At 64.2% G+C, this 12,228-nt stretch carries 12 protein-coding genes; 3 read left to right on the top strand and 9 right to left on the bottom strand.

What is annotated here, in order from left to right:
- Positions 1–35 precede the first annotated feature (35 nt).
- From ruvC to pdxT, 3 genes are read right to left on the bottom strand one after another with little or no spacing between them, the layout of a single operon-like run.
- Entirely contained in the window at positions 36–623 is a 588-nt protein-coding gene (ruvC, locus tag JOF48_RS15925) for a crossover junction endodeoxyribonuclease RuvC (RefSeq protein ID WP_203314516.1), read from the bottom strand.
- A 3-nt stretch (positions 624–626) separates the two neighbouring features.
- A complete protein-coding gene (locus JOF48_RS15920; protein WP_203314418.1) occupies positions 627–1,382 on the bottom strand; it encodes a YebC/PmpR family DNA-binding transcriptional regulator in 756 nt (251 codons plus the stop codon).
- A 2-nt stretch (positions 1,383–1,384) separates the two neighbouring features.
- Positions 1,385–2,101 carry a pyridoxal 5'-phosphate synthase glutaminase subunit PdxT gene (gene pdxT / locus JOF48_RS15915; RefSeq protein WP_209684659.1) on the bottom strand — a complete coding sequence of 239 codons (717 nt, stop codon included), beginning with the start codon at positions 2,099–2,101 and terminating at the stop codon, positions 1,385–1,387.
- A 194-nt stretch (positions 2,102–2,295) separates the two neighbouring features.
- On the opposite strand from pdxT, the gene asnB reads away from it, so the two are divergent.
- The 3 genes from asnB (at position 2,296) to JOF48_RS15900 (ending at position 7,782) form a co-directional block, all read left to right on the top strand.
- On the top strand, positions 2,296–4,980 hold the full coding sequence (gene asnB / locus JOF48_RS15910; protein ID WP_209682163.1) for an asparagine synthase (glutamine-hydrolyzing): 2,685 nt from the start codon (positions 2,296–2,298) through the stop codon (positions 4,978–4,980).
- A gap of 97 nt (positions 4,981–5,077) precedes the next feature.
- Positions 5,078–7,099: a M3 family metallopeptidase gene (locus JOF48_RS15905; protein WP_209682161.1), complete on the top strand. Its 2,022-nt coding sequence runs from the start codon at positions 5,078–5,080 to the stop codon at positions 7,097–7,099.
- A complete protein-coding gene (locus JOF48_RS15900; protein ID WP_209682160.1) occupies positions 7,099–7,782 on the top strand; it encodes a GNAT family N-acetyltransferase in 684 nt (227 codons plus the stop codon). The genes JOF48_RS15905 and JOF48_RS15900 overlap by 1 nt, the downstream gene beginning before the upstream one ends.
- A gap of 79 nt (positions 7,783–7,861) precedes the next feature.
- Here JOF48_RS15900 and JOF48_RS15895 read toward each other — a convergent pair whose 3' ends face one another.
- From JOF48_RS15895 to JOF48_RS15870, 6 genes are read right to left on the bottom strand one after another with little or no spacing between them, the layout of a single operon-like run.
- Positions 7,862–9,193: a DUF1254 domain-containing protein gene (locus tag JOF48_RS15895; protein ID WP_209682158.1), complete on the bottom strand. Its 1,332-nt coding sequence runs from the start codon at positions 9,191–9,193 to the stop codon at positions 7,862–7,864.
- A gap of 47 nt (positions 9,194–9,240) precedes the next feature.
- On the bottom strand, positions 9,241–9,915 hold the full coding sequence (locus JOF48_RS15890; RefSeq protein WP_209682156.1) for a GAP family protein: 675 nt from the start codon (positions 9,913–9,915) through the stop codon (positions 9,241–9,243).
- A gap of 37 nt (positions 9,916–9,952) precedes the next feature.
- On the bottom strand, positions 9,953–10,369 hold the full coding sequence (locus JOF48_RS15885; RefSeq protein WP_209682155.1) for a hypothetical protein: 417 nt from the start codon (positions 10,367–10,369) through the stop codon (positions 9,953–9,955).
- Between the two features lie 57 nt (positions 10,370–10,426).
- Entirely contained in the window at positions 10,427–10,792 is a 366-nt protein-coding gene (locus tag JOF48_RS15880) for an SHOCT domain-containing protein (RefSeq protein WP_209682150.1), read from the bottom strand.
- 12 nt (positions 10,793–10,804) lie between these two features.
- Positions 10,805–11,242 carry a DUF6325 family protein gene (locus JOF48_RS15875; RefSeq protein ID WP_209682149.1) on the bottom strand — a complete coding sequence of 146 codons (438 nt, stop codon included), beginning with the start codon at positions 11,240–11,242 and terminating at the stop codon, positions 10,805–10,807.
- A complete protein-coding gene (locus JOF48_RS15870) occupies positions 11,235–12,194 on the bottom strand; it encodes a DUF1214 domain-containing protein (RefSeq protein WP_209682148.1) in 960 nt (319 codons plus the stop codon). Before JOF48_RS15870 ends, JOF48_RS15875 begins: the two co-directional genes overlap by 8 nt.
- Positions 12,195–12,228 lie beyond the last annotated feature (34 nt).

The following is a 12,228-nucleotide window of genomic DNA, read 5'->3' as shown; positions in this document are numbered from 1 at the left end:
ACAATACCAAGCATATAGAACATACTTACTAACACCTAGTGCCACGTGGCGCCGGGCTTTTCCTTGTTCTTCTTGGTCTTCGACTTGCTCTCAGCCGAACGCCACAACTGTTGCGCCGCCGTCGCACTTTCACCTCCGGCGGAAAATGCGCTGCCGGAGCGCCAGGCATGCGCGATGGCAAGGGCCAGGGCGTCGGCGGCATCGGCGGGGCGGGGCGGCTCATCCAGGCGCAGGATCCGCGTGACCATGGCCGTGACGGATGCCTTGTCGGCGCGGCCGCTGCCCGTGACGGCGGCCTTGACCTCCGACGGCGTGTGCATGGCGACGGGGATGCCGCGGCGGGCGGCGCACACCAGCACGGCACCCTGGACCTGTGCAACACCCATGACGGTGCTGAGGTTGGTTTGGGCAAACACCCGCTCAATGGCCAGGACATCGGGCTTAAACGCATCCAGCCACTGGTCAACCGCTTCCGCGATGACCAGCAGCCGGGCGTCAAGGCTCAATTCATGTGAACTGCCCACCACACCGACACCCACAAGGGTGGCAGTGCGGTTGGCGGCGACGTCAACGACGCCAAGCCCGCACCGGGTCAGGCCCGGGTCGATGCCGAGAACACGCAGGTCCTAGCCCTCTTCCAGCGCGGCAAGCACCTCGGGGCTCATGTCGGCGTTGGAGTAGATGTTCTGGACGTCGTCCAGGTCTTCCAGTGCGTCGTAGAGCTTCATGAACTTGCGGGCATTGTCCACGTCGAGCTCGACCTGCATGGAGGGCACAAAGCCGGCCTCGTCGCTTTCGTACTCGATGCCGGCTTCGGCCAGCGCGGCACGGATGGCGGGCAGGTCCTGGGGCTCGGAGATGATCTCAAAGCTCTCGCCCTCATCCTTGACCTCCTCAGCGCCGGCATCCAGGACCGCCATGAGCACGTCATCCTCGCTGAGACCGTTCTTGGGCAGGCCCACGATGCCCTTGCGGGTGAACATGTACGCGACGGATCCGGGGTCGCCCATGTTGCCGCCGTTGCGGCCCACGGCCAGACGGACCTCGGAGGCAGCCCGGTTCTTGTTGTCGGTGAGGCACTCGATCAGGATGGCCGATCCCTGCGGGCCGTAGCCTTCGTACATGATGGTCTGGTAGTCGACGGCGTCGCCCAGCAGGCCGGCGCCGCGCTTGATGGCGCGCTCGATGTTGTCGGCAGGCACCGAGGTCTTCTTGGCCTTGGTGACCGCCAGTTCGAGGGCCGGGTTGCCGGCAAGGTCAGCGCCGCCACCGCGGGCAGCAACTTCAATGGTCTTGATCAGCTTGGCGAAGGACTTGGCCCGGCGGCTGTCCAGGATGGCCTTTTTGTGCTTGGTTGTTGCCCATTTGGAGTGGCCTGACATGGTTACGCTTCTCCTCTAATCATGCGGATAAACAGTTCGTGAATGCGGCGCTCACCGGTCACCTCCGGATGGAAGGATGTCGCGAGCAAATGCTGCGATCGGACGGCCACCGCACGGACTTCAGGATCAATCCTAGCTGTTTGGCCGCCGGTCTGCCCCGGGTTTGGCGCCGCGGGCGCCAGGGTGCCGGGAGCGCGGACCGTGGCGAGCACCTGCACACCGACCCCCACCCGCTCCACCCAGGGCGCCCGGATGAACACCGCGTGCAGCGGCGTCTCAGCCCCGCCCTCCGGAGCCAGGCCCTGGAATTCCAGTTCCGTTTCAAAGGAATCCACCTGCCGGCCAAACGCGTTGCGGCGCACGGTGATGTCCAGCCCGCCCAGGGTCTGCTGCGGATTGCCGTCCAGGTCCCGGGCGGGGTCGGCGATCTCGTCGGCGAGCATGATCATGCCGGCGCAACTGCCGTAGACGGGCAGGCCCGCCGCGATGCGTTCGAGCAGCGGGTCCCGCATGCCGAATATCCGGGTGAGCTTGTCAATGGTGGTCGACTCGCCTCCGGGGATGATGAGACCTTCGACGGCGGCCAGCTCGCCGGGGCGGCGGACCGGCACGGCGGTGGCGCCGCAGGCCTCCAACGCCCTCGCATGTTCGCGGACATCGCCCTGCAGGGCCAGGATGCCCACCCTCGGGCCCCCGGAGCGGGGCGGATCCGGGAAAATGGTGCTGGCGAAGGAGTCGGGTTCGTTGCGTTCCGCCGGGGAATCTGGGGTGTTGGGAGTCACCCTTTCATCTTAGGTGGGCGCAATCTCACACCCCCAACTTCTGTTACGCACCGGGCGCGGTGGACGGCAGGGCCTGCTCAAGCAAGTACCATTGTCGGCAGGACTGACGTGCTATAGATGAGGTAAGCAGTATGTGCGGAATTGCCGGTTACTACGGATATGGGGACGACGAATCCCTGTTGCAGCAGATGAATGCGTGCATGGTGCACCGCGGCCCCGACGGCGAGGGCATCTACACGCAGGGCAACGTAGGGCTGGCGCACCGCCGCCTGTCCATCATTGATGTGGCCCACGGCCAGGAGCCCATGTTCAGCGCCGACGGCGAGACCGTCCTGGTCTACAACGGTGAGGTCTACAACTACCTGGACCTGCGCGCCGAGTTGGAGGCGCTGGGCCGCACCTTCACCACCAATTCGGACACCGAAGTGGTGCTGCAGTCGTACGAGGAGTGGGGCGACGCCGCATTTGACCGCTTCAACGGCATGTTTGGCTTTGCCATCCACGACCGCAAGAACAACCGCCTGGTGCTGGCCCGCGACCACTTCGGCATCAAGCCGCTTTACTACGCCACGGCCGGCACCGAGGAAGCCCCGACGCTGCTCTTCGGCTCGGAAATCAAGCCGCTTCTGGCCGCCAACAAGATCGAGCGCAGCGTGGATGAGCGCATCCTTTTCCGCTACCTGCAGTTCCGCATCCACGACGACGAACCCGCCACCTTCTTTGCCGGCGTGCAGAAGCTCATGCCCGGCGAAAAGCTGGTCCTGAACACGGTCGACACCGAGGCCGGCCCCGCGGGCACCGTCACGATCAGCCCCTACACGCGGTTCAAGGAAGAGCTCGCCGAACTGGCCAAGGTGGAGACACCCTACTCCCAGGCCGTCATCGACGAATACCGGGAACGCTTCACCGAGGGCGTGCGCCTGCGCCTGCAGTCCGAGGTCCCCGTGGGCACGGCCCTGTCAGGCGGGCTGGACTCCTCCGCCGTCGTGGTCACGATCAACAAGCTGATGCAGGAGAAGGCTGCCGCCACCGATTCACTCGGCGCGAAGCAGCAGACGTTCTCGGCCATCTTCCCCAACTCCATCAACGACGAGGAGAAGTACGCCGACGCCGTCCTGGCCCGCTGCGAAGGCAACGTCATCAGCCACAAGATCCTGCCCCAGCCGGGCGAGTTCGTAGAGGATCTTGAGGACTTTGTGCGCACCATGGAGGAGCCCATCATCTCCTCCGGCCCGTACGCCCAGTACCAGGTCATGCGCGAAGCGTCCAAGCACGTCACGGTGCTGCTGGACGGCCAGGGCGCCGACGAGATGATGGCCGGCTACATCCCGTACTACTTCGCCTACCTGCGCCAGCTGAAAAAGAATGGCCAGAATGCGAAGCTGGCGAAGGAATTGGCCTCCAGTTCCGACATCCTGTTCCGCCTGGCGCGTTTCCGCATCAAGGGCAAGCTGACCCTGAAGAAGGAATTGGGCATTTCCGCCCTGCTGGACAAGAAATTCACGGCCAAATACAAGTCCGAGAAATTCTCCAACATTCCCGACAACCTGAAACTGCGCCTCATTGACGACCTGTTCCACAAGTCGCTTCCGGCCGTTTTGCGTTATGAAGACAAGAACACGATGCGCTTCTCACTGGAGGGCCGCGTGCCGTTCTTGGACAAGGAAGTGGTGAAGTTCCTCTTCAGCCTGGACGATGAATCCATCATCAAGGGCGGCTGGAACAAGCGGATCCTGCGCGATGCCACCCGCGAGCTGCTGCCGGAAATGATCAGCAACCGCCGCAACAAGATTGGCTTCACCACGCCCGAGGCCGAATGGTTTGGGCACATGAAGGAAAAGATTTACGAAATCTTCCTGTCCACCTCGTTCGGGGATCGCCCGTACTGGAACCAGGACGCCGTCATTTATGCCTTTGAGGAACTGCTCAGCGGCAAGTCCTCCGGCTCCACCATGGTTTTCTGGCGCCTGATCAACACCGAATTGTGGCTGCGCGAATTCTTTGACGAGCCCGCAGTCGTGGCCGGCATTGAAAACAAGAGCGACTACATTCCCAATGCCGACAAGGAACTGGACATCACCGTCCCCGGCAGTGCCGGCACGTTCCGCCGCTACCCGCTGCGCACCGAAGTCTTCTACAAGGAAACCGACTTTGACCCCGCAGTGATGTCGTACGTCAAGCGCTACTTTGACGGGCTCCCCGCGGCCGGCGGCGACCACGGCACGGCCACCGCGGACACCCCCTGGTACCTGTTCGTCTCGGAAAAGATCGTGGCCATGACCCAGGGGCGCTCCATCCCGGTGTGGGACATCAAGGTCTCCAACGCGGCACGCATCTTCTCCAAGTTCGTCACCCGCAACCCCGGCGGCATCGGCCTGGCCAGCCCCTGGTCCATGCAGCTGGCCATCGACGAGGTGGGCCTGCCGAAGATCATGTACGCCTCGGCACGCTCGGTCATTGGCAAGCTGCAGGGCAAGTCCGGCGTGTTCTATGAGGTGGTGGGCCACAACATCAACGCGATCGACGGCGCCGCCGGCTACCAGGTGGGAACCTCCACCCACTCGGTGAAGTACGCACCGATTGATCCCGACGGCGTGGCCGCACGCCTGAGCGCCCTGGTCCGCGCCACGGTGCCGGCCGAGTATGCCGCCACCTTCGCCGGCACCGCCATCATGGATGCCAACGACCTCGGTGTCGTGGCCTTGGGCCATGACACCGCCCTGGACAAGCAGGTTCTCGAGGACATCTTCCGCGACAACCCGCAGGGCCAGACCACGGAGACCACCCCGATGTCGCTGGTGTTCAAGCAAAAGTAGCCCGCCGCTTCCACGGCCAGGCCGCATTTTCCGAGAGACGACGGCGAAACCCAGGTTTCGCCGTCGTCCTTGGGTTAAAACATGAAAGAGTCAAAGCATGACGCAGGAGAATTCCACCAACCCGTTTCGGGAGGCCAGCACGCTGGTGCACCGGCTTCCCGACTTTTCCGCCATCCGGGACAGCCACTACGAGCCGGCGTTTGAGGCCGGGTTCGCGCAACAGCTGGCTGAGATCGCTGCCATCACGGCCAATCCGGAGCCCGCAAGCTTCGAGAACACCGTGCTGGCCATGGAGCGCAGCGGAGCCATTCTGGAGCGTGCAGCCAACGTCTTTTTCAACGTGGCCGCGGCCGATGCGACGGACGCCATCCAGGACATTGAGCGGCGGATCGCCCCGGCGCTGACCGCCCACAGCGACGCCGTGCTAATGAATGCCGCCCTGCACCAGCGCTTTCTCGCCGTTCCCGCGGCGGGGCTGGAACCTGTTGCCGCGCGGCTGCTGGAGGAATACCTGAAGGACTTTGCCCTGGCCGGCGTGGGCCTGGCCGGTCCGGAGCAGGACCGGCTGCGGGCCATCAACACCGAACTGGCCGGCTTGGGGACCGAGTTTTCCCAGGCAGTCATGCACAACGGCAACGAGGCAGCCCTGCATGTCAGTGATGCGGCCGAACTGGCCGGCCTGGGCAGTGACGACCTGGCCACCGCGGCTGCGGCCGCTCTGGCAGCCGGACACGACGGCGGCTGGCTGCTGACACTGATCCTGCCCACCGCCCAGCCCGCACTGGAAGTCCTGGAGAACCGGGACACGCGCCGGCGGCTGCATGAGGCATCCGTGGGCCGCGGGGACGCCGGGGCCGGCCGGACGCTGGAACTGGCCGCCGCCATGGCCGCACTCAGGGCTGAGAAGGCGGCGCTGCTGGGCTTCCCCTGCGAGGCCGCCCGGGCCATCGAGCGGCAGACCGCCCCGTCCTTGGAAGCCGTGCACCAGATGCTGGCGCCCATCACGCGCGCCGCCGTCCGGAATGCGGGTGTGGAGGCGGAGCGGCTGGCGGCCACCGCCGGCCACAAGATTGAAGCATGGGACTGGGCCTACTGGTCGGAGCGGGTGCGCCGGGAGGAATACGGCGTGGACCTGGCTGCGCTGCGGCCGTGGTTCGAGCTGGAGTCGGTGCTGGTCAACGGCGTCTTCCACGCCGCAAGCCGGCTGTACGGGCTGTCCTTCACCGAACGCACGGACCTGGCCGGCTACCACCCCGACGTCCGCGTGTGGGAGGTCTTCAACGGCGACGGCACCACCCTGGGCCTGTTTCTGGGCGACTACTTCACCCGCGACACCAAGCGCGGCGGGGCCTGGATGAACTCCTTCGTGGAACAGTCGCACCTGCTGGAGACGCGCGCCGTCGTGGTCAACAACCTCAACATTCCCAAGCCGCCGCCCGGCGAGCCCGCCCTGCTGAGCTACGACGAAGTGGTCACCTGCTTCCACGAGTTCGGCCATGCACTGCACGGGCTGTTCTCCAACGTGGAATACCCCAAGTTCTCCGGCACCAACGTGCCCCGGGACTTTGTGGAGTACCCGTCGCAGGTCAACGAAATGTGGATCCTGTGGCCGGAGGTGCTGGCCAGCTACGCCCGGCACCACCTCACCGGCGAGCCACTGCCGGAAGGAACGGCTGAGAAGCTGCAGGCTGCTTCCCTGTGGGGCCAGGGCTTCACCACCACGGAATACTTGGGGGCTGCGCTGCTGGACCTCGCCTGGCACGAGCTGGAACCCGGCCCCGCCGTGGCCGACCCCCTGGCCTTTGAGGCAGCAGCGCTGGCCCGGGCCGGGCTGGAGCTGGAGGCCGTGCCGCCGCGCTACCGCACCGGCTACTTCAACCACATCTTCGCCGGGGGCTACGCCGCCGGATACTACTCCTACATTTGGAGCGAGGTGCTGGACGCCGACACTGTGGCCTGGTTCAAGGCCAATGGCGGGCTGGACCGCAGCAACGGCGAGCACTTCCGCAGCAGGCTCCTCAGCCGCGGCTACTCGGTCGACCCCCTGGAAGCCTTCCGGTCCTTCGCCGGCCGCGATGCCCGCACCGAGCCCCTGCTGGAACGCCGGGGGTTGGCCTGATGGTGACCTTGGCTGACTGCCAGCGCACGCAGCATTCCTGGTTCAGGGCCCTGGCGCAGGCCACGGGCGGGCGGGCTTTCTCCACGCACCGGATGGACTGGGTGTGGCTGCCTGAGACGGCCGAAATGCTGTGTCTCTTTCCCACGGAGATCACCGAGGCGGGGCTGCAGCCGGCCCTGGCCGAAGCGGAGCGCCGGGGCGTGCGGTCCGTGGGCGTGTGGATGAACGCTGCCATGCGGGAGGGGATCCTGCCGCAGTACCGCTTTGAGCGGGGTGCCCAGCCGTGGTGGATGACCCGGACGCTGGATGTGGAATCCGTGGTCGCCGCCAGTGAGGCCGTGGACGAACGGGTCGGGCTCCAGGAGGTGCAGCCGGGCCAGGTGTGGCTGTCAACCGCCCGTTCGGAGGATGAATGGACGGGCCGCTCGTACGCCTACCTGCCGCCGGAACAGGGCAAGAAGCACATTGCCGGGATCTTTGACATGGAGGTGGCGCCCGGCCACCGCCGCTCGGGGATCGGTTCAGCCATGCTGAACCGGCTGGTGGAGGCGGCGTTCAACGCCGGTGCCGAGGACTTGATGCTCAATGCGACGCCCGACGGCCAGCGGCTGTTCCGCCACCACGGCTTTGAGCTGATCGGCAAGGGCCAGACGTGGTGGTTCCACCCGCCGCAAGCCATCTAGCCACCACCACGAAAGGTGCCCTTTCCGCCAGCTGATCTGGCGGAAAGGGCACCTTTTTTGCAACGTAGCCTGGGTCTTTTTAGCTCACTTTGACCACGGCCGGGGGAACAAACTCTCCACGGAGCGTCCCGGCGGTTGGTGAGTAGAGCCGCAGCATGGGTGCAAAGGAACCCTGCGGGGCCGGCAGCCAATTGCTTTCCTTCTCAGGTCCTGGAGAGACGGTCTGGATGTAGAGGTCCAGCGAGCCGTCATGGTTGTACTCCAAGGGATCGCGGTCGCCAATGGCAAAGCGGTCCAAAATATTCGGGATCTGGAATCCCACGTCGTCATACATGGTCAATGACCAGAACGCGTCAACACTGGGCAAGTTGTCGTGGGAAAAGTGCAGGACGTAGTTGTTCTCGCCGGTGAAAGGATTCCCGTCCGCATCGGTGATGGCATTCGGGTAGATCGCATCGTCAGCCAGGTTGGCACCCAAACCAGCCATGGCCACCATGGCGCGCAGGCGGTAGTTGGTGCCGTAGGTGCCAAACTCCTGATCCCAGTTCCAGCCATTCTTTACGATTCCCACACTGCCCGAGACCACAATGGAAACTAGGTCCGCCAAGGCTGCGTCAAGTGAAGCCGCAATTGCTTCCCGGACCTCTGCACTGAGTGAATCTGCGGTGAAGTCCTGCCCCGGAGTGAAGCCCAGCGCTTCCATTCGGTGCAGAATCGGGAAATCGTTGGGGTGCGCAGGTTGGGACTTCAGCAGCTGGGCAAACAGGCCAAAGAACTCAAATGGGTCCAGGGCATTGACCTGGTCCAGGGGAGGCGTCACATTGTCAATTGCCGGGTCAACGGGCAGGCCCGAAGGCGGGGTGTAGTCCTGCCCCCATTTGCTCAACGGTGTGATCCGGTAGCCGTCCTGCAACGTGTGCACGTTTGCGTAGTCCTGCGGGCCGTTCGTCTGGATCCGGCCAACAATCCACATGGCGGCAGTCGGTGCATGGACAACGGTGGTCCCCTCCGGCGCGTCACCGTCCCAACCCGGTGCAGCCATCAGGAAGTCACGGGCCGCGCCCTGCGTGGTCCTTGTCCCCGGAACAGCAAAGATGTCCGTCCACATGTCGTACATGGGAGTCAGGTAATAGCGCCCGTCACCTTCCGGGACACTGACAATCATGGGCTCCTCCCGAAGGTCCAGCCACGCAATGGAGTACAAGGTGTCGAAGTTGAAGCGGACAACTTCCCGCGCGTCGGCCGCCGGATAGCTGCGCCCGTGGGCGAACTGGTTCACCGGGGCACGCAGGGGCAAGGTATTGGCGTCCGGAACGTTGCAGGCCTGCAGCCGGGTGAGCTCCATCAGGACCATCGGATACGCGAACATGTACGCATCAACAGCGAGTTGCTTCAGTTGGTGATTTTCCATTACTTCCCTCTCGTTTGAATTGGTTCGTTACTCTGCCGCCAAAGAATTCAGAAGCTGCCGATCCCCTTGCCGAGCAACTGCGCACCGAGGACCAGCATGACAACCATCATGATGGTGGCGTTGTTGGCCGTGAGCCAGATCCGGACGTGGTCCAGCATCCCGGTGGCTTTCGCCGGGGCCGCCAGGTATATGACCACGGGTGCCAGCACACTGAGCGCAGCAATGACTATGAATGCCAGAACCGCCACGAGCGCAGGCCCTGTGCCCAGTGTTGCGTGACCGATGGAGACACCGGCGGCGGCAGCCATCAGCAGGTTCTTCGGGTTCACGGCCGCCAGCAAGAACCCCAGCCCAAGTGCCGCACCCGGTTTCATCGTGTCGATGGCGGCCATCCACTTGGGCAGCTGCGCCACCTCACCTGGTTTGGGCCGCGAACGCCACTGCTTGAGCGCAAGGAACAACAACGCCAGGCCAAAGAGCAGCTGAGTGCTTCCCACGATGGGCTGCGGACCGGGATCGTCAGCCTTTTCGGGGATGACGCCCGCCAGCAGGGTGAAAACTCCAACAGCAACGGCAATTCCCGCCACCCAGCCTGTCAGAAACCCCAGTCCGAGCGGCCTGGGCCGCGGCGACATCAGCATCAGGATCGCGGCGATGATCGGCACCGGGCTGATGGCAATGGTGACGGCAAAGGGGAGGATCTCCCCCAATGCTCCATTCATGATTCCCCCAAGTTGGGTTGATGACGGCCAGTTGGATTTAGCAAGTCAGGCCGGATTCAATCTTGTCCTGGGCGTTCTTCACCTGGGCCAGGCTGTCTTCCAGCGCAACCTTCGCTTCAGGCACCGTGAGGTTGTCATCGAGTCCGGACACGGCATCGTCCAAGTCCTTCCAGGCCGTTTCCAGGGCCTTCACCTGGTCTGAACCGACCTTGTCCAGCTGCTTGTCCAGCTCCGTGTAGGCAGTTTTGACCGTGTCCCGGGCAGCCTTGATTTCGGCCAGGGTGGAGGAGGAGTCCAGGGAGTTCTGGACACCGGTTACGGCTTCCACAAAGGCCGTGTTGGCCTGGCAGGCGGCTGCCTTGTTCTCCGAGGGTGAGCTGCTGCACGCGCCCAGGGACAGGCCCAGGCTTGCGGCAAGGGAAACGGCTGTGATGATCTGGATTGCTTTACGCATGGTGACTCCTGTTAATTACTGACTGGTACAAAGTGATGTGTGTGGAACTGCTGGGTTTTAGCCGCCCAGCAATTGGGCCTTGGCGCGTTCAAACTCGGCCTCATCCAAGAGGCCTTGTTGCTTGAGCTCCCCCAACTGCGTCAGCTTGCCCACGATGTCAACGGGGGCGGCTTGTGCGGGTGCCGGGGCCGGCTCCGCGGGGGGAGCGTGTGCGGGTGCCGGGGCTGGCTCCGCGGGGGGAGCCTGGACCGGGGCCGGGGCAGGCGGTGCCGGCGGATAGTCCTGGGCGTATGAGGCCGCAGCCCGTTCGTTCTGGCGTCTGGTTACGGCACCGCCCACGGCCGATGCGGTCCCGGCCACAACTGCTGTCCGCGCAGCCAGCCCCAGCAGGCCGGGCCTTCCAACTCTTCCGATGAAGGGCATGGCCCCTCCTTTCTATGCGTCGGCCTGGCCGAATTCGTTGATGAAACCATTGACAATCGGTGCCGGAATCCGGATGGAGTCCGTGACTGTTCCGTTGGCGGCAGCCACGTTGCCGGCAAGCTCAGTGGCCCAGCTCAGTTCCAGTGCCACAAGCGCCACGCCAGTCCCCTCGGGCATGCCCTGCGCCGCTTCTGTGGCGTCTTCCTCACCAATGAGTCCTGGCAGTGCCGGCGCCAGGCCTGCCGCCGCGGCGTCGTCCTTGGTCAATTCTGAAATCCTCAAGGACCCGTCCGCCGCCCGACCGGCCAGCACCATGTCCAGCAGCCGGACCGTGCCGGTGGATTCCAGCCTTGCCAGTGATTCCAGCACGCCGGGGCTGGGGGCCTCACCGGGGAATTCCACGGTGAAGATCTCCACGGGTCCGTAGTCAAAATTCTCTTGCTCAGCCATGGTTGACCGTCACTTTGCTGTTGATGGAGGGGAACTGCCAACCGCCGTCGAGGACCTCGGCACGGGGGCGGTACAGGCGGACCAGGTAGTTCCAGCCGTCCATGATGGGTAGTGCATTGGGCTCGCCGGGCTCCCCGCCAAAGATCACGGTCACGCTGCCATCTGCGTTGGGGGTTCCCGTGATGTTGTTGACGTTGTAGGCGCCGGCCGGGTTTTCCTCGAAGTAGCCTTCTGCGTTGTACAGCGAGATGGACCAGAATCCGTCCACCGGAACATCGGCAATGTCCAGGGTGTAACGTCCTGCGGGCAGGCCGGGTGTCACGTTGATGTAGCTGGCCTCCGCATCAGGCAGCCCGCCCCATCCGGCCGCGGTGCCGATCAGGTGGCGGATGGGATCAACGTCCTGCTTCTTCCCAAAGCAGCCGTCCAGGCCGGAGAGGCCCTTGGCGAGCTCCAAAAGTGCCGCCCTGGTCGCGGTGACGGCTTCCTCGTCATAGGGTTCCAGCACAAACGGCCGGTTGCTTGCGCTCTGCAGCACCAATTGGTCCTGCAGTGCGTTGACCTGTGCCACGTCCTCAGGGTTTTCCGGGTCGACAAGGATGCGTGCGGCCACCATGACATGGCCGGTGCCAAACTCCTCCACGTCCAGGCGGTAGCTGCCGGGGGTGTGGAACACACGGTTGATGTAGTGGTCCTGGTTGACCACCATGACGGAAACGTAGCGGTTCCCGACGTCGGGAATGGTCAAGTCGGCACCGGCTGAGATGTCCACGACAGCGGCGCTGTAGAGGGTGTCCCGGTTCATCCGGATGATGGGCTGGTCGTCGACGGGAGTGGGAACCTTGCCGTGGCTCCATTGGCCCGTCCCGCCGGCCTGGTGCACGATCGCCGCAAACATGCGGTCGGATTCTGCCCTGGCAAAGTTTGCTGCGTTGACATGAATTTCAGTCATGGGAACTCAGATGCCTTTCACTGGTCAAAAAAGT

Origin of the sequence: Arthrobacter stackebrandtii (assembly GCF_017876675.1) — a bacterium.
GTDB classification, from domain to species: Bacteria; Actinomycetota; Actinomycetes; order Actinomycetales; family Micrococcaceae; genus Specibacter; species Specibacter stackebrandtii.
Note: the sequence above shows the minus strand (reverse complement) of the source record. Positions and strands in the feature narration are given on the sequence as shown.

Excerpts from the sequence above, each read along its gene's own strand:
- JOF48_RS15920 (WP_203314418.1), bottom strand. The coding sequence starts at position 1,382 with ATGTCAGGCCACTCCAAATGGGCAACAACCAAGCACAAAAAGGCCATC.
- asnB (WP_209682163.1), top strand. The coding sequence starts at position 2,296 with ATGTGCGGAATTGCCGGTTACTACGGATATGGGGACGACGAATCCCTG.
- JOF48_RS15905 (WP_209682161.1), top strand. The coding sequence starts at position 5,078 with ATGACGCAGGAGAATTCCACCAACCCGTTTCGGGAGGCCAGCACGCTG.
- JOF48_RS15900 (WP_209682160.1), top strand. The coding sequence starts at position 7,099 with ATGGTGACCTTGGCTGACTGCCAGCGCACGCAGCATTCCTGGTTCAGG.
- JOF48_RS15895 (WP_209682158.1), bottom strand. The coding sequence starts at position 9,193 with ATGGAAAATCACCAACTGAAGCAACTCGCTGTTGATGCGTACATGTTC.
- JOF48_RS15890 (WP_209682156.1), bottom strand. The coding sequence starts at position 9,915 with ATGAATGGAGCATTGGGGGAGATCCTCCCCTTTGCCGTCACCATTGCC.
- JOF48_RS15885 (WP_209682155.1), bottom strand. The coding sequence starts at position 10,369 with ATGCGTAAAGCAATCCAGATCATCACAGCCGTTTCCCTTGCCGCAAGC.
- JOF48_RS15880 (WP_209682150.1), bottom strand. The coding sequence starts at position 10,792 with ATGCCCTTCATCGGAAGAGTTGGAAGGCCCGGCCTGCTGGGGCTGGCT.
- JOF48_RS15875 (WP_209682149.1), bottom strand. The coding sequence starts at position 11,242 with ATGGCTGAGCAAGAGAATTTTGACTACGGACCCGTGGAGATCTTCACC.
- JOF48_RS15870 (WP_209682148.1), bottom strand. The coding sequence starts at position 12,194 with ATGACTGAAATTCATGTCAACGCAGCAAACTTTGCCAGGGCAGAATCC.